Origin of the sequence: Sphingomonas sp., from assembly GCF_964263785.1 — a bacterium.
Lineage (GTDB): Bacteria > Pseudomonadota > Alphaproteobacteria > Sphingomonadales > Sphingomonadaceae > Sphingomonas.
In genome coordinates this window covers 73,395-87,622 of sequence record NZ_CAXVWL010000055.1, presented here as the reverse complement: position 1 = coordinate 87,622, position 14,228 = coordinate 73,395, and the positions used below count along the sequence as shown (strand labels likewise).

20 protein-coding genes are annotated in these 14,228 nt (G+C 67.0%); 10 read left to right on the top strand and 10 right to left on the bottom strand.

Annotated features, from left to right (window positions below):
* From ACE5C1_RS08000 to ACE5C1_RS07990, 3 genes are all read left to right on the top strand, one after another.
* Positions 1 to 587 (top strand): transposase (locus tag ACE5C1_RS08000; RefSeq protein WP_374943533.1); only part of this gene is annotated, 587 nt, incomplete at its 5' end.
* Positions 587 to 925 (top strand): hypothetical protein, encoded by a 339-nt coding sequence (locus ACE5C1_RS07995; RefSeq protein ID WP_374943532.1) that lies wholly within the window; start codon positions 587 to 589, stop codon positions 923 to 925. The genes ACE5C1_RS08000 and ACE5C1_RS07995, both read left to right, overlap by 1 nt.
* A 148-nt stretch (positions 926 to 1,073) precedes the next feature.
* Positions 1,074 to 1,826, top strand: a complete 753-nt coding sequence (locus ACE5C1_RS07990; RefSeq protein WP_374943531.1) for an SDR family NAD(P)-dependent oxidoreductase — start codon at positions 1,074 to 1,076, stop codon at positions 1,824 to 1,826.
* A gap of 7 nt (positions 1,827 to 1,833) precedes the next feature.
* Here ACE5C1_RS07990 and ACE5C1_RS07985 read toward each other — a convergent pair whose 3' ends face one another.
* Together ACE5C1_RS07985 and ACE5C1_RS07980 are read right to left on the bottom strand one after the other, a co-directional pair.
* On the bottom strand, positions 1,834 to 2,409 hold the full coding sequence (locus ACE5C1_RS07985; RefSeq protein WP_374943530.1) for an ATP-dependent Clp protease proteolytic subunit: 576 nt from the start codon (positions 2,407 to 2,409) through the stop codon (positions 1,834 to 1,836).
* Positions 2,410 to 2,636: 227 nt separating this feature from the next.
* On the bottom strand, positions 2,637 to 3,410 hold the full coding sequence (locus ACE5C1_RS07980; protein ID WP_374943529.1) for a class I SAM-dependent methyltransferase: 774 nt from the start codon (positions 3,408 to 3,410) through the stop codon (positions 2,637 to 2,639).
* A 210-nt stretch (positions 3,411 to 3,620) separates the two neighbouring features.
* On the opposite strand from ACE5C1_RS07980, the gene ACE5C1_RS07975 reads away from it, so the two are divergent.
* On the top strand, positions 3,621 to 4,628 hold the full coding sequence (locus tag ACE5C1_RS07975) for an SDR family oxidoreductase (RefSeq protein ID WP_374943528.1): 1,008 nt from the start codon (positions 3,621 to 3,623) through the stop codon (positions 4,626 to 4,628).
* A 121-nt stretch (positions 4,629 to 4,749) separates the two neighbouring features.
* Here ACE5C1_RS07975 and ACE5C1_RS07970 read toward each other — a convergent pair whose 3' ends face one another.
* The gene (locus ACE5C1_RS07970; RefSeq protein WP_374943527.1) at positions 4,750 to 5,622 is read right to left on the bottom strand and encodes a glycoside hydrolase; all 873 of its coding nucleotides are present in this window, start codon (positions 5,620 to 5,622) and stop codon (positions 4,750 to 4,752) included.
* A 46-nt stretch (positions 5,623 to 5,668) separates the two neighbouring features.
* On the opposite strand from ACE5C1_RS07970, the gene ACE5C1_RS07965 reads away from it, so the two are divergent.
* Positions 5,669 to 5,926 carry an AbrB/MazE/SpoVT family DNA-binding domain-containing protein gene (locus ACE5C1_RS07965; RefSeq protein WP_374943526.1) on the top strand — a complete coding sequence of 86 codons (258 nt, stop codon included), beginning with the start codon at positions 5,669 to 5,671 and terminating at the stop codon, positions 5,924 to 5,926.
* A complete protein-coding gene (locus ACE5C1_RS07960; RefSeq protein WP_374943525.1) occupies positions 5,923 to 6,240 on the top strand; it encodes a type II toxin-antitoxin system PemK/MazF family toxin in 318 nt (105 codons plus the stop codon). The genes ACE5C1_RS07965 and ACE5C1_RS07960 overlap by 4 nt, the downstream gene beginning before the upstream one ends.
* Before the next feature lie 13 nt (positions 6,241 to 6,253).
* On the opposite strand, the gene ACE5C1_RS07955 is transcribed toward ACE5C1_RS07960, so the two are convergent.
* From ACE5C1_RS07955 to sdhC, 6 genes are read right to left on the bottom strand one after another with little or no spacing between them, the layout of a single operon-like run.
* Positions 6,254 to 6,451, bottom strand: coding sequence for a type II toxin-antitoxin system HicA family toxin (locus tag ACE5C1_RS07955; protein WP_374943524.1), 198 nt, complete (start codon positions 6,449 to 6,451; stop codon positions 6,254 to 6,256).
* A gap of 2 nt (positions 6,452 to 6,453) precedes the next feature.
* Positions 6,454 to 6,702 carry a DUF1902 domain-containing protein gene (locus ACE5C1_RS07950; protein ID WP_374943523.1) on the bottom strand — a complete coding sequence of 83 codons (249 nt, stop codon included), beginning with the start codon at positions 6,700 to 6,702 and terminating at the stop codon, positions 6,454 to 6,456.
* A gap of 48 nt (positions 6,703 to 6,750) precedes the next feature.
* Complete coding sequence (locus tag ACE5C1_RS07945) at positions 6,751 to 7,020, bottom strand: hypothetical protein (RefSeq protein ID WP_374943522.1); 270 nt, start codon at positions 7,018 to 7,020, stop codon at positions 6,751 to 6,753.
* Positions 7,017 to 8,819 (bottom strand): succinate dehydrogenase flavoprotein subunit, encoded by a 1,803-nt coding sequence (gene sdhA / locus ACE5C1_RS07940; protein ID WP_374943521.1) that lies wholly within the window; start codon positions 8,817 to 8,819, stop codon positions 7,017 to 7,019. Before sdhA ends, ACE5C1_RS07945 begins: the two co-directional genes overlap by 4 nt.
* Positions 8,819 to 9,205, bottom strand: a complete 387-nt coding sequence (gene sdhD, locus ACE5C1_RS07935) for a succinate dehydrogenase, hydrophobic membrane anchor protein (RefSeq protein ID WP_374943520.1) — start codon at positions 9,203 to 9,205, stop codon at positions 8,819 to 8,821. The genes sdhA and sdhD overlap by 1 nt, the downstream gene beginning before the upstream one ends.
* Positions 9,205 to 9,549 carry a succinate dehydrogenase, cytochrome b556 subunit gene (gene sdhC, locus ACE5C1_RS07930; protein ID WP_374943540.1) on the bottom strand — a complete coding sequence of 115 codons (345 nt, stop codon included), beginning with the start codon at positions 9,547 to 9,549 and terminating at the stop codon, positions 9,205 to 9,207. Before sdhC ends, sdhD begins: the two co-directional genes overlap by 1 nt.
* A gap of 246 nt (positions 9,550 to 9,795) precedes the next feature.
* Between sdhC and ACE5C1_RS07925 the strand changes: the two genes are divergently transcribed.
* The 4 genes from ACE5C1_RS07925 (at position 9,796) to ACE5C1_RS07910 (ending at position 13,194) form a co-directional block, all read left to right on the top strand.
* Positions 9,796 to 11,106: a methyl-accepting chemotaxis protein gene (locus ACE5C1_RS07925; protein WP_374943539.1), complete on the top strand. Its 1,311-nt coding sequence runs from the start codon at positions 9,796 to 9,798 to the stop codon at positions 11,104 to 11,106.
* 75 nt (positions 11,107 to 11,181) lie between these two features.
* A complete protein-coding gene (locus ACE5C1_RS07920) occupies positions 11,182 to 11,532 on the top strand; it encodes a GIY-YIG nuclease family protein (RefSeq protein WP_374943519.1) in 351 nt (116 codons plus the stop codon).
* A 32-nt stretch (positions 11,533 to 11,564) separates the two neighbouring features.
* A complete protein-coding gene (locus ACE5C1_RS07915; protein ID WP_374943518.1) occupies positions 11,565 to 12,263 on the top strand; it encodes an SDR family NAD(P)-dependent oxidoreductase in 699 nt (232 codons plus the stop codon).
* Entirely contained in the window at positions 12,253 to 13,194 is a 942-nt protein-coding gene (locus tag ACE5C1_RS07910) for a 50S ribosomal protein L11 methyltransferase (protein WP_374943517.1), read from the top strand. Before ACE5C1_RS07915 ends, ACE5C1_RS07910 begins: the two co-directional genes overlap by 11 nt.
* 135 nt (positions 13,195 to 13,329) lie before the next feature.
* Here ACE5C1_RS07910 and phhA read toward each other — a convergent pair whose 3' ends face one another.
* On the bottom strand, positions 13,330 to 14,199 hold the full coding sequence (gene phhA / locus ACE5C1_RS07905; RefSeq protein ID WP_374943516.1) for a phenylalanine 4-monooxygenase: 870 nt from the start codon (positions 14,197 to 14,199) through the stop codon (positions 13,330 to 13,332).
* Positions 14,200 to 14,228: the final 29 nt, after the last annotated feature.

Below are 14,228 nucleotides of genomic sequence, written 5' to 3'. Positions count from 1 at the left end.
CCGACGGCGCGGGCGGTCGCAACGGCGAGGTCGACTTCCGCGGCACCAGGCGCAGCAACGACACCCATGCCTCGATCACCGATCCGGACGCGCGGCTGTATCGCAAGAGCCCCGGGGCGGGGGCGAAGCTGTGCTACATGGAGCACGTCCTGATGGAGAACCGGAACGGGCTGGCCGTCGATGCCGAGACCACGCGGGTGGCCGGCTTTGCCGAACGGGTGACCGCGGTGGCGATGCTCGATGATGTCGACCGTCCGGAGGCGCGCCGGATCACGCTGGCAGCCGACCGCGCGTACGACACACGCGACTTCGTCGCCGAGCTGCGGGAGCGGTGCGTCACCCCGCACGTCGCCCAGAATGTGAGCGGCCGACGCTCCGCCATCGACGGCCGCACGACACGGCACCCAGGTTATCGCGCGAGTATCCGCATCCGCAAGCGGATCGAGGAGGTGTTCGGCTGGGTGAAGTCCGCAGCCGGGCAAGGCAAGACCCGGTTCCGGGGGTTGGCCCGGGTGCGCTTCGCCTTCACGCTGACGATTGCCGCCTACAATCTCGTCAGACTTCCCAAACTGCTGGAGACGGGGTGATGATCGCGAGCGTCACCCTCGTCGGCAAATGGCGGATCGTGAAAAGTGGAACATGGCCGCGCGACTATCTCGATCTGTGCGGCCCGGCTTACCTGCGTATCGACGCCGACGGCACCGGTGAAATGGCGTTCGGCGCGCTTATCGCCTCGGTGGACGGCGGGTTCACCACGAGCGGGGTCGACTTCGATTGGAACGGTGCCGATGAAGGCGATCAGGTGACCGGCACCGGGTGGGCCGAGCTGCGCGACGATGGCTGGCTCGAAGGCGAAATCGCCTATGACAATGGCGACGACACCTCCTTTATCGCCAAACCATGGCCTTTTTCAGCAGCCTGCTAGAGACGAACGGCTAACGCGTTGAACGTAAACGGTTCCCGATCGCACCTATGTTGCGGCCATCCCGCATCGCGGTTGAAGCGCCTGTGACCCGCACCACCTGCGTTGCCCGGCCACACCCCGACCGGCGACATCTCTCAAGGAACGGATCATGGCGAAACTCGACGGCAAGCGCGCGCTGGTAACCGGCGGATCGCGGGGCATCGGCGCCGCTATCGCTCGGCGGTTGGCCGCGGACGGCGCGACGGTGGCGATCACCTATGCGGGCAACGCGGCTGCGGCGCAGGCGACGCTCGCCGCGATCGAGGCGAGCGGCGTGCGCGGCCACGCGATCCAGGCGGATGCGGCCGACGCGAAGGCGCAGGCGGCCGCCGTGACGAAGGCGGCGAAAGCGCTCGGCGGACTCGACATCCTCGTTCACAACGCGGGGCTGGGCGAGTTCGCCAGCGTCGCGGATCAGGACGCGGATGCAGCGCTCGCCTCCTATCGCAAGCAGTTCGGCGTCAACGTCGACGGCGTGTTCGCGGGCACGGTCGCGGCGATCCCATTGCTGTCCGATGGCGGCCGGATCATCATCGTCGGATCGATCAACGCGCATTCGATGCCGATCGCGGGCGGCGCGATCTACGGCGCGACCAAGGCGGCGGTTCGGCAGCTGGCGAGCGGCTGGGCACGCGATCTGGGGCCGTGCGGAATCCTGGTCAATGTCATCCAGCCTGGGCCGATCGACACCGACATGAACCCGGCCGACGGCCCGTTCGCCGAGATGCTGACCCCGCTGGTCGCGCTCGGCCGTTACGGCAAGCCCGACGAGATCGGCGCGCTGGCGTCGTTCCTGGCGAGCGACGATTCCAGCTACATCACCGGCGCGGCGATCGACATCGACGGCGGCATGTCGTTGTAGGCGGACGCTAGATCACGTCCAGCACGAGGCCGAGGTCGCGCGCATCCTCGGCCTCGATATACCAGTTCGACGTCGCCTTGCGCTTGAGCTCGTCGAGCATCACCCGCGTCCCCGCCACCAGATCGGCGAAGCCTTCGTCCTGGATGCGGATCGAATCCTCGATCTCGTTCAGCTTGGCCTTGAGCGTGTACGACAGGGTGTTGAGCGGTCCGTTCAGCTGGATGTTGCTCTGCATCAGCCGCTCGTGGACCATCAGCCGGGTGCCCCGCGTCAGGAAGCGCGATCCCGCCGGAAAGGACGCCATGAACGTCGCGCCCGCCGAATAGACCGCCACCTTGCCCAGGAACAATGTCTCGCGGCCGGTATAGTCGCGCAGCAGGCGAATGCTGTCGCCCATCGCGCGCGCCATCTCGGGATCCCCGCCCAGCGTCGTGATCGACACGACGATGGGGCCTTCCACGGGCGCGCCCGTGAGTTGCTGCTTGAAGCTGTCGTACATCCGATCGTCGACGACGCCGTGCAGCTGGATGTGCGGCACGGCGAGCGCGGGGTAGTTGACGGCGTTGTTGGGTTGGTCTGCCATGGTGCCGCGAACCGTTGCGCGGGGCGGCGGTTCCTTGGGGCCGCGGCTTTATTTGCTGCGCTCATCAAACCGTTGGCGAGCGTCGTAGTCGCAGGGCGGCCCATGGCCTCAGCCGATATCATGCCGCCACGCGCTTCTCCCCCGGTCCGGCGTATGATCCTTCGTCGCAATGGTCCGGACCGGCGCAGGCGACAACCCGATCCGGTCTCGTCGCCCGGCCGCGCCGATCACTTCCATGTGTCGCGTCCTCCCCGGTCGAGCAACCCCACGAACTTGCCGTTTTCTCCGAAGATCAGCGGTCGGTCGCCCGCGATCTGGCGGAAATGCCAATTGTCCTGAATGTCGTCGAACACGATCGTTGCGCCGGGGATCAGCTTGGGCCGCAGGAGCGCAAGCGCCCAGGCGCGCCCGGCGCGGCTCTTGTCACTGTCGTAGTGGAGAAAATCCACCCGCGGCATCTCTGCCAGGATCTGTGGCAGGTTCACCTGATCCCCGCGCGTCGTCAGCGTCCATCGCGGCCGCAGTTCGCCGGGCACCAGCAAACCGATTTCGGCGGTGTTGCCGCCATGACGGAAATAGGGGAAGTCGCTCGACCAGAGGTGCCCGGCGCCGTTCTGCTCCATCGCCGCAAGGATCGCGGCGGTCGACCAACCGGCCGCGACCCCCGTCTCGACGACATAGTGCGGGCGGCGCAGGCGGACGAGGAAATAGAGCAGCGCGACCGCACCGCCCCCGCCGTACCGGCCTTGCGCCGACGCGAGAAGCCGCGATGCCCTGTTGCGCAGGTCCGATTCGAACGCGGACGCTTCCGCCCACAAGCCGGGATCGATCGCGGCCGCCCACGCCGCCTGGTCGATTGCGCTTGCCGCGCACCACCGGCGCACGGCCTCAAGGTCGAGTCGCGTTACACGCCGGCGGACCCTGTCGATCGCGCGCGCGAAGACGACGCGCGCTCCGTCGAGCGTAAAGACGCGCCGCGCCCCGGCTAGCATTGCGTCCATAACGCCTCCTTCAATGCGACGCGACGATTGCATCGCGACCGACACAACGCAATCCCGGCAATCGGGTCCCATCGCGCCGCTGCCGCTGATCGGTCTCGATGCGGCACGCTTACCCCCATCAGGGCCGCACGATGCGCCTGCGGCAGCCCCCCGCCACCAGGGAACCGTCTCCGCAGGCGGTCGGTTGGGGGCGCTACACGGAGAACGCGCATGACCATCGCCTTGAAGCCCCTGAAGGATCAGGTGATCGTCGTCACCGGCGCAAGCTCGGGCATCGGTCTCGTCACTGCGCGCACCGCCGCTAAGGCGGGCGCCAGCGTGCTGATGGTCGCGCGCTCCGAAGACGTGCTGCGCGATCTCGTCGCCGAGCTTCAACGCGAAGGCCACCGGGTCGAGGCGAAAGCCGCCGACGTCGGCGACGCGGCCGGGGTCGAGGCGGCCGCCGCCTATGCGGTGCAGGCGTTCGGGCGGATCGACACGTGGGTGAACAACGCCGGGGTCGCGATCTACGCCAAGCTCGCCGACACCCCGCTCGACGAGCACGAGCGCATGTTCCGCACCAATTACTTCGGCGCGGTCAACGGCTGTCAGGCCGCGATCCCGCACCTGCGCGAGAACGGCGGCGCGCTGATTACCGTCGCCTCGATCGCATCGGACATGTCGACGCCGGTGATGGGCGCCTATGCGGCGTCGAAACATGCGGTGAAGGCCTATGTCGAGACGCTGCGGATGGAGCTGGGCGCGGCCGGGGTGCCGATCTCGGTCACGCTGATCAAGCCCGCCGGCATCGACACCCCGATCGGCCAGCACGCCGCCAACCACGAGGGCGGCGAGGCGCAGATCCCGCCGCCGATCTACGACCCGCAGCTCGTCGCCGACGCGATCCTCGACGCCGCCGTCCACCCCCGCCGCGAGATCACCGTCGGCGGCGCAGGCCGCGCGCAGGTGCTGTTCTCGCAGCATTTCCCGGCATTGTACGAACTGCTCGCGCCGCTCGCGGCCAAGGGCTTCGTCGATCGCAAGAAGGACCAGCCCGAGCCGAGCAACCTCAAATGGGGCGTCCGTGCCGGGGAGGAGCGCTCCGGCGAGCACCCCGCGGCAAGAAGGACCAGCGCCTATACCGCAGCGGCGCTGCACCCGAAGACGGTGGCGGCGGTGGGCCTGGCCGGGCTGGCGATCGCGGGCGGGCTGCTGTTCGCGCGGCGGCGAAGCGCCTGACCTGTATTCCGTCGCCCCCGGGCTCGACCCGGGGCCTCGCTTCTTCTCCTGTGGAGCGAGAAGAAGCGGGCCCCGGCTCAAGGGCGGGTTGACGGACGGGAATTGGTGGGCGTCGGCTTGCTCAACACACCTCCGCGGTGAATTTCGGCGCAGGTCCGGGCGGCACCCGGTCGGGGTGCATCCAGAAGACATCGCCCTCCAACCGATGGCCGCGGTACACCTCGGCCAGCACCGCGTAGAGCCCCGGATCGTACACGCGCAAATCCGCATCCGACAGCAACCCGACGCCATCGAAGATCGCGACATGCGCGGTGTTGAACCAATATTGCGTCCCCACCGCCCAATATTCCTCGAACGACGTCGAAGCATATTCGCCCGCCCAAAGTCCCTTCGCCATTGCCGCCGCATAGGCTGCCTTCACCCGCGCATGCAGCGCCGGATCGGCGCGCTCAGCGGCACGCAGTATGCCGTGCGCGAACTCGTGCACGAAGTTGTTCTGGCCGTGATACCGGTCGCCCGGCAGCCCGAGCAGGTTCTCCGCCGCCGCGCTGGTCAGCAACCCGCCCATCCCGCGCGCGCGCCAATTCCAATACGCCCGGTCGCTGAGCCGCCCGATCCGCTCGTTGTAATGCTTGCGCTCGCACCGGGTCAGCCGCGCGTCGTCCTTGGCAGGCTTCGTCCACCCCCGTTGCTCGGGCAGGTCGAGCGTCTGCTCGTCGGGTGCCATCACGACGACGCGAAGCCCTGTCCGCACCAGTTCGCGCGCCAGATCGGGTCGCGCGGCCAGCATGCCAAGGACAATGCTGCGGGCACGGACCAGCGCCTGGTCGGGGACTCGGGCGGAGGCGAGGATCGGGATGCCGTCGACGTCGAGGTACTGGGTGTAGAACGGATCGGCGTGGAGTGCGGCGGGCGGCGGCGAGAGCGTCACCACCTCCGCGGGCCCCATCGGCGCACCCTGCATCGCGATCCAGACCGCCAGCGCCACCTTCACCCGTTATAACCTTGTACTAACACGCCAGCCATATCATACCCCAATCATGCAAACCGCGCTTCGCAAGATGGGCAATTCGGTCGGGATGATCGTGCCCAAGGCAATCCTCCAGGAACTAGGCGCGGCCGCGGGCACCGCGATGGACGTCCGCGTCGAGGAGGGCCGGATCGTCGCCACACCCGCCCGCCACCCGCGCGCGGGCTGGGCCGAGGACGCCGAGCGGATTGGCGCGCTGCCTCTCACCGAAGAGGAAGAGGACTGGATGGCGTTCGGCAACCAAGGCGATGCCGAGCTACGCTGGTGAAACGCGGCGAGGTCTGGCTTTGCAGGCTAGACCCGACGGTCGGCAGCGAGATCAGCACGACGCGGCCGTTGGTGATCGTTTCGCCAGACGACCTCAACAAGCGTTTGCGCACCGTCCTCGTCGCACCGTTGACGAGCGGCAGTCACGCCACCGCGTTCAGGGTTCCGGTTGCATTCGGCGGCGTCGATGGCCTGATCATGCCGGACCAGATGCGCACTCTTGACCGACAGCGGCTGCTCAAGCGACTGGGTGAGATTGATGCGAGTGCATTGAGCACAACGCTGGCGGTATTGACGGCGATGTTCGCCGAATAGCGACTATCAAATATCAGAACCTGGCCTTGATCTTGGCCTGCTTGAAAACCTCGTTGGCGATGTGCCGAGACATGATCTTACCGTCCACCACAACGGGCCGTGTCACGTTCGGGCAGGACCAGACTTCGTGATCGCCTTTACCCGGACGTACAAACGAACACCCATGCTCGCGCAGGATCGCTTTGACTTGCGCGGTATAGCCCTGAACCATCGTCAGGCCGCGACCGGATACACGCGCTCGTGAAATGCGATGACCCGGATGACGTGCGGGCCTTCAAGACGAGAGCAATCGACGAAATCGTCACCGTGAATTTTTAGCAAGTCAGGCAGCATTGCGCCCGCCTTCTCGACCAGATGCTCGATCGTCTCGGCGTCGACCGCCAGACCGGGAATGTCGCCTTCGACCGAGTACCAAACATGGGCTTCGTCATCGTACTGCGCGCGTATGGTCCAGAGCGTCATCGCAAGCACCTCTCTGTCCGTGCGCCATGGCGAATGGCGGGCATAGCACTATCCGGATCGCCGTTTCCACCATTGCCGCACTGACGCGATTGTTCCGGCCGGTATCGACCCCAGCGCGACGGCGATGGGAACGATTACGATCGCCACGCCTGCGGTCGAGTTACCCGGTGGGTTCGACGTCAGCCTAAAAATCGTGAGCAACACAATGCCAGCCCCGATCGGCAAGGCCAAGCCGATCAGCATCGGATGCACCCAAGTAAACTCGACGACCATCAGCGTTACGAGAAACGCACCGGCGGTTAGCAGCAGCAGGATCAATACACCCGCTTCTTCGGCTTGATGTACTCAATATCGTCGGTCAGCGTATAATCATGCACCGGGCGATAGCTGATCTCGGTCGCCCCGCCCTTGCCGCCCCAGCCGTCGAACGTCGCCAGCGTGTGCTTCATCCATTCGTCGTCGTGGCGCTCGGGGAAGTCCTCGTGCATGTGGGCGCCGCGCGATTCCTGGCGGTTGCGCGCGCTGCGGATCGTCACCAGCGCCTGACTCACCAGATTGTCGAGCTCCAGCGTCTCGACCAGGTCGGTGTTCCAGATCAGCGAGCGGTCGGTGATGCCGACGTCCTGCATCCCCGCGTACACCGCCTCCATCTTGGTCACGCCCTCGCCCATCAGCTCGTCGGTGCGGAACACCGCGCAATGCTTCTGCATCGTCTTCTGCATGTCCATCCGCAGCTTCGCGGTCGGCGTACTGCCCGCGGCCTGCCGGAAGTGATCGAGCCGCCCAAGCGCCATCTCCTCCGACCCACTCGCCAAAGGCGCATGCTTGCCGCCCGGCTTGGTAATCTCGGCGATCCGATGCCCCGTCGCGCGCCCGAACACGACGAGGTCGATCAGCGAGTTCGATCCCAGCCGGTTAGCGCCGTGGACCGACACGCATGCCGCCTCGCCGACCGCGAACAGCCCCGGCACCACATGGTCCGGGTCGCCGTCCTTCAGCCGCACGACCTCGCCGTGGTAGTTACACGGGATGCCGCCCATGTTGTAATGCACCGTCGGCGTCACCGGCAGCGGCTGGCGGGTCAGGTCTACCCCTGCGAACACCTTGCCGGTCTCGGTGATCCCGGGCAGCCGCTCGGCGAGCACCTTGGGGTCGATATGGTCGAGGTGGAGATAGATGTGGTCCCCCTCCTTGCCGACCCCGCGCCCTTCGCGCATCTCCATCGCCATCGAGCGCGATACGACGTCGCGCGACGCCAGATCCTTGGCGCTCGGCGCATAGCGCTCCATGAAGCGCTCACCTTGCGAATTGGTCAGATACCCACCCTCGCCGCGCGCGCCCTCGGTGATGAGGACGCCCGCGCCGTAGATACCGGTCGGGTGGAACTGGACGAACTCCATGTCCTGCAGCGGCAGCCCCGCCCGCAGCACCATCCCGCCGCCGTCGCCGGTGCAGGTGTGCGCCGAGGTCGCCGAGTAGTAGCAGCGCCCGTAACCGCCGGTGGCCAGCACCGTCTGGTGCGCGCGGAACCGGTGGATGCTGCCGTCCTCCATGCACAGCGCGATCACGCCCCGGCACACGCCGTCCTCCATGATCAGGTCGAGCGCGAAATATTCGATGTAGAAGTCGGTCGAGTATTTCAGGCTCTGCTGATACAGCGCGTGGAGCATCGCATGGCCGGTCCGGTCGGCGGCGGCGCAGGTGCGCTGGGCGGGCGGCCCCTCGCCCATGTTCTGCATCATGCCGCCGAACGGGCGCTGGTAGATCTTGCCCTCCTCGGTGCGGCTGAACGGCACGCCGGCGTGCTCGAGCTCGTACACCGCGGCGGGCGCCTCGCGGCACAGATATTCGATCGCGTCCTGGTCGCCGAGCCAGTCGGAGCCCTTGACGGTGTCGTACATGTGCCAGGTCCAATGGTCCGGACCCATGTTGCCGAGCGACGCCGCGATGCCGCCCTGCGCCGCGACGGTGTGGCTGCGGGTCGGGAACACCTTGGTGATGCACGCGGTCTTCAGCCCCGTCTCGGCGATCCCCATCGCCGCGCGCAGGCCCGATCCGCCCGCGCCGACGACGACGGCGTCATAGGTGTGGTCGATGATCTTGTAGGACGAAGCCATCAGGCCGGACTTCCCGAAAAGGCGACCTTGAGGATCGAGAAGATCGCGATTCCCCCCGTGGCCACGACAAAGAAATTGAGCGCGAACAGCGACACGACTCGCGCCGCATCATGCTGATAATCCTCGATCAGCACCTGCAACCCCAGGCGGAAATGGTAGAACACCGACACCACCAGCAGGATCAGCGGGATCGCCACCCAGGCGGAGCGCACCCACGCGTGCATCGCGGCGTAATCGTAGCTGCCCAGCCGCGCGACCGCGATCAGCAGCCACGCCATCAGGAACAGGTTCGACGCCGCGGTCACCCGCTGGTTCAGCCAATGGTGGGTGCCTTCGTTCGCAGCGCCAAGCCCGCGAACCCGCCCGAGAGGAGTGCCCGACCGCATCACTTCGTCCCCATATAGAGCCAGTATGCCGCGGTCAGTACCACCGCCGCGACGATCGTCAGCATCGACCATGTTTTGTTCGTCTTCAGCTCGAATCCCGCACCCGCATCCAGAAAGAAGTGCCGGATGCCGGTCATCACGTGCTGGAACAGCGACAGCGTCAGCCCCACCGCCACGACCCAGCCGACGATGTTGAGCGCGCCCGCATCGGTCGTGAACACGTCGCGGAACGCCGCATAGGCCTCCTCGCCCGACGCCAGCGCCGCCAGCCACCACACGAACAGCAACGTGCCGACCGTCGCCATCCCGTCGCCGGTCGCACGGTGGAGGATCGAGACCAGCATGTGCGGCCCCCATTTCCAGATCGTCAGGTGCGGAGAGAGCGGGCGGGCCGGAGTGCGCGATGCCAAGGGGCTACATCCTCAGAAGAAATCCGCCGACCTATTACGGCGCGGGCGGCGCGATGCAAGGGTCGCGTCCTTACGCGCCCTTAACCAATCGCGGTTAGCCAGGATCGCAACGTCCCATTCCCATGCGGAGCTTCCCCCGTGTCCTTGCCCCAGCCGACGACCATCGCCGCCACCATCGACATGGCCGCGCGCATCCGCGCATTCGACGGCGGCGAGGGCAAGCTGATCGCGCGCGCCGCCGAGCTGTGGGACATCATCGAACCCGAAGCCGACCGGGTCGTCGAGGCCTATTGGACGCACCACCGCAGCGGCCGTGCGGAAACCGCCAATTGGACCCCGCACGACCGCGTCGAGCGGATCGCAAAAGGGCGCGCGTATCTGCGCAGCCGCTTCTGCGACCTGTCCGGGCGCGCCTGGGTCGAATCGCTCGAACGCGCGGTCGCGGTCGCGCATGCTGCGAACATCTTGCCGATGGAGGTGCTGGCGATGTCGTGCTCCAGCGATCGCGCCGCACTCGGCGTGCTGATCGATCGGGTGCCCAGCAGCGATCCGCGCCACGCCGACCTCGTCGATGCGCTGATGCGGCTGTTCGGGATGGAGACCGAGCTGACCGTCGCATTGTTCGCAGGGTTTGCCGCGCACGAAGCCCAGATCGAGCGCGACCGCTTCGCCTGCGCGTTCCGCGACGACATCGCCGATGTCGTCGAGAAGGCGACCGAGGAGGGCCACGTGCTGCGCGCGCAGGGCGGTTGCGCGTCGGGTCTCGCCCGCGGCATGCTGGGCAAGACCAGCGAAGTCGCCGCCGCCGCCGAACAGTCCGCGGTGGCGATGCGCGAGGCCGCACAGACCGCCGCCGGGCTCATCCGCGCGATCGAGGACGCGCGCAACGAGGTGGAAGCCGCCGCCGATATCGCCACCCGCGCCTCCAGCCACGCCAGCCAGGCGGTGAGCATGGCCGAAACGCTCAGCGGCCACGCGCAGGGCATCGAATCGATCCTGGGCCTGATCCGCGACATCGCCGGGCAGACCAATTTGCTCGCGCTCAACGCCACCATCGAGGCTGCGCGTGCTGGCGATGCGGGCCGCGGCTTCGCGGTCGTCGCGCAGGAGGTCAAGAGCCTCGCCAGCCAGACCGCACGCGCCACCGACGACATCGCGTCCAAGATCGCCGCGATCCAGTCCGCCACCCGCTCCAACGTCGATGCCAACGCCAGCATCAAGGCGACGGTTGTCGAAGTCCAGACCTCCGCCGAACGCATCCGCTACGCGATGGAGGCACAGGCGCAAACCGTAACCGCGATCACCGCCGCGGTCGACGAAACCGCGCTGGCGGCCGATTCCATGTCCGGCACGATTGCCGCGATCCGCGAGGATACCGAAGCGGTGGCGAGCGAGATCGATACCGTCAGCCAGGGCTTCGACCGGCTCGACGGGCGGCTGACAGCGCTGAAGACCAGCGCGGGGGATTTCGTGGCCAGGGTGGCGGCGTAGCCTTAAACCCAGTCAAGTATCCTCCGTCACCCCGGCCTTGTGCCGGGGTCCAGGCTTCGGCAAACGATGCCGTTGATGAGAGAGCGGATCCCCTGCGTCTACATCCTGGTGACGGGATACTATGGCACATTATACACCGGGGTGACATCCAACCTGGTCGGACGCATGATCCAGCACCGCGAGCGTGCGTTCAGCGGCTACACCAGGAAATACACTATCGTACGGCTGGTCTACTACGAGGTTGCCGACACGATGGAGGTTGCGATCCGGCGTGAGAAGCAACTCAAGCGGTACCGCCGTGAGTGGAAGCGCAACCTGATAGAGCGCCAGAACCCCGCGTGGAATGACCTTGCGGTGGGGCTTGGACTTGACCCGCTAATGGCATTGCCCAGCCCGACCCTGGACCCCGGAACAAGTCCGGGGTGACGGAGCGGGCCGAACGGCGCTAAACCCCTTCCATGACCCACATTCTCCTCACCGGCTCCTCCCGCGGCATCGGCGCGGCGATCACCGCCGCCCTCACCACATCCGGCGCCACCGTCACCGGGCATAGCAGTCAGGGGGGCACCCGCACCGGCATTCCCGCCGACTTCGCCCAACCCGGCGCCGCACGAGCCCTCTGGGACGAAGCCCGCGCGCAAGGCCCGATCGACGTCCTCATCAACAACGCCGGCATCTTCGAAGCCAATCCGCTCGACTCCCCCGACTGGACCGATGCTTGGAACCGCACGATGCAGGTCAATCTGACCGCGTCCGCCGAACTCTGCCGCCTTGCCATCCTCGACTGGCAGGCACGCAAGGTGCCCGGAAGGATCGTCAACATCGCCAGCCGTGCGGCCTACCGCGGCGACTCCCCCGCGCACTGGCATTATGCCGCCTCCAAGGCGGGCATGGTCGCGATGACCAAGACCATTGCAAGAGGCTACGCCCGCGACGGCATCCTGGCGTTCGCGATCTGCCCCGGTTTCACGATGACCGGCATGGCCGACGACTATCTGGAAAGCCGCGGCGGCGACAAATTGCTCGCCGACATCCCGCTCGGCCGCGTCGCGGACCCGCAAGAGGTCGCGGCCGCGGCCAAATTCCTTGCGCTGGAAGCCCCAGCCTCGATGACGGGAGCGGTGATCGACGTGAATGGGGCCAGCTATGTGCGCTGAGCAGGCAGCGGGGAGCTGGAAGGTCACCCTGCCCTGCACGCGGGCGGAGGCGGAGGCGATCGACGGACTGGAGGACCCGGACCTCGACGCGGTGCTGACGACCACCGAAGAGGTCGAGGACGACGTCGAGCGATGGCGTCTCGAAGCCTATTTGGAGCGTGAACCCGACCCACAGGCACTCGCCGCCATCCGCGCGCTGGCGCCCAGCACAGGCGCCGAACCGCTGGGGGAACGGCTTCCCGATGCCGACTGGGTCACGCTGAGCCAGGCCGGGCTGGAGCCGCTCCACGTCGGCCGCTTCTTCGTCCACACCGGCGATGCGAGCCCGCCGCCGGGGACCCGCGGCTTGCGCATCGCCGCCGGCCGTGCGTTCGGGACGGGGCATCACGAGACCACCAGCGGCTGCCTGGCGATGCTCGACGCAATGGCCGGGCAGACCTTCGCGGGCGTGGTCGACATCGGCACCGGCACCGGCCTGCTCGCCTTTGCCGCCGCGCATCTCTGGCCGGCCGCGCGGATCGTCGCCACCGACATCGATCCCGTCGCGATCGACGTGACGCGCGAGAACGCCGCGGCGAACGGCGTCGACGGCATCGACCTGATCGTCGCCGACGGCGCCCTCGATCCCAGCGTAACCGCCGCCGCGCCCTACGACCTCGTGATCGCCAACATCCTCGCCGGACCGCTGGTGTCGATGGCCCCCGAGCTCGCCAGCATCGCCGCGCCACGCGCCACGATCGTCCTGGCCGGGCTGCTCGAAACCCAGCGCGACACCGTCGTCGCCGCCTACGAAGCGTGCGGCTGCACCCTCGACACCGTCGACCGCCGCGGCGACTGGTCGATTCTCCGCCTCACCGCCGGAGCCGAGCGCTACGTGCCAACCGTACCCTTCGATCCCAAGGGCCGCGACGGCTGGGCGCTCGATATCTGACCGGACAATCCGCGCTGTCCTACAATCACCGATGCACTTAGGGGTGTCGCCCGCTCTTTCTCACTGTCGTTCCGCAAGACATGGCCGAGCCACCAGCACTGCGCGCTGGCCTCACCTTAGCCTCACCTTCCGCGCTCAAGCCGCCTTGCCCTGCGCATAATCCTGCGTCCCCCGCGTCAGGATATCGTCCCCCTCGACGATCTCCGCGACGGGAATGTCGTTCTGCGCCTTGAGTGCCGCGTACAGCGGTGCGAAGTCGGTCTCCACCGTCGCCTTCAGCAGCGCATCGAAGCTCGGGATGACGAAATAATTCTGCTGGAAATCGTCGATCCGATACTCCGTTCGCATCACCCGCGCGATGTCGAAGCCGAGTCTGTTCGGGCTCGGATCGTCCAGCGCGAAACGCGATTCCGAGAAGCTCGAAACGATCCCCGCGCCATAGATGCGCAGGCCCTCGGGCTCAGCAATCAGCCCGAACTCGACCGTGTACCAGTACAGCCGCCCGAGATATTTCAGCGCATCGAGCCCCAGCGCACGCTGACCGCCCCGCCCATAGGCCGCCAGGTAGTCCGCAAACACCGGGTCGGCGAGCATCGGCACGTGCCCGAACACGTCGTGAAAGACGTCGGGCTCCTCCAAATAGTCGAGCTGGTCGGCGCGCCGGATGAAATTGCCCGCGACGAAGTGCCGGTTGGCCATATGATCGAAGAACACGTCGTCGGGCACCAGCCCCGGCACCGCCACCACCTGCCACCCGGTCAGGTCCATCAGCCGCGCGTTGAGTTCGCGGTAATCGGGGATGCCGGGCTTCGACAGCTTGAGTACGTCGAGCCCGCGCAGATAGGCGTCCGACGCGCGGCCCGGCAGCAGCTTTGCTTGCCGGGCAAACAAGGTGTCCCAAACCCGGTGTTCCTCCGGCGTGAACCGCGCCCAGTCCTGATCGACCGTCCAATCGGCATTGGCCCCGGCGGGCGGAGAAGCGAGCGCGTGCGTTTCGGTGGCCATACGGCTAGTCCTAGCATGATGCGTTACAG

Excerpts from the sequence above, each read along its gene's own strand:
- sdhD (WP_374943520.1), bottom strand. The coding sequence starts at position 9,205 with ATGCGGTCGGGCACTCCTCTCGGGCGGGTTCGCGGGCTTGGCGCTGCG.
- ACE5C1_RS07995 (WP_374943532.1), top strand. The coding sequence starts at position 587 with ATGATCGCGAGCGTCACCCTCGTCGGCAAATGGCGGATCGTGAAAAGT.
- ACE5C1_RS07975 (WP_374943528.1), top strand. The coding sequence starts at position 3,621 with ATGACCATCGCCTTGAAGCCCCTGAAGGATCAGGTGATCGTCGTCACC.
- ACE5C1_RS07990 (WP_374943531.1), top strand. The coding sequence starts at position 1,074 with ATGGCGAAACTCGACGGCAAGCGCGCGCTGGTAACCGGCGGATCGCGG.
- ACE5C1_RS07950 (WP_374943523.1), bottom strand. The coding sequence starts at position 6,702 with ATGACGCTCTGGACCATACGCGCGCAGTACGATGACGAAGCCCATGTT.
- ACE5C1_RS07955 (WP_374943524.1), bottom strand. The coding sequence starts at position 6,451 with ATGGTTCAGGGCTATACCGCGCAAGTCAAAGCGATCCTGCGCGAGCAT.
- ACE5C1_RS07980 (WP_374943529.1), bottom strand. The coding sequence starts at position 3,410 with ATGGACGCAATGCTAGCCGGGGCGCGGCGCGTCTTTACGCTCGACGGA.
- phhA (WP_374943516.1), bottom strand. The coding sequence starts at position 14,199 with ATGGCCACCGAAACGCACGCGCTCGCTTCTCCGCCCGCCGGGGCCAAT.
- ACE5C1_RS07965 (WP_374943526.1), top strand. The coding sequence starts at position 5,669 with ATGCAAACCGCGCTTCGCAAGATGGGCAATTCGGTCGGGATGATCGTG.
- ACE5C1_RS07910 (WP_374943517.1), top strand. The coding sequence starts at position 12,253 with ATGTGCGCTGAGCAGGCAGCGGGGAGCTGGAAGGTCACCCTGCCCTGC.
- ACE5C1_RS07985 (WP_374943530.1), bottom strand. The coding sequence starts at position 2,409 with ATGGCAGACCAACCCAACAACGCCGTCAACTACCCCGCGCTCGCCGTG.
- sdhC (WP_374943540.1), bottom strand. The coding sequence starts at position 9,549 with ATGCTGGTCTCGATCCTCCACCGTGCGACCGGCGACGGGATGGCGACG.
- sdhA (WP_374943521.1), bottom strand. The coding sequence starts at position 8,819 with ATGGCTTCGTCCTACAAGATCATCGACCACACCTATGACGCCGTCGTC.
- ACE5C1_RS07925 (WP_374943539.1), top strand. The coding sequence starts at position 9,796 with ATGGCCGCGCGCATCCGCGCATTCGACGGCGGCGAGGGCAAGCTGATC.
- ACE5C1_RS07920 (WP_374943519.1), top strand. The coding sequence starts at position 11,182 with ATGAGAGAGCGGATCCCCTGCGTCTACATCCTGGTGACGGGATACTAT.
- ACE5C1_RS07915 (WP_374943518.1), top strand. The coding sequence starts at position 11,565 with ATGACCCACATTCTCCTCACCGGCTCCTCCCGCGGCATCGGCGCGGCG.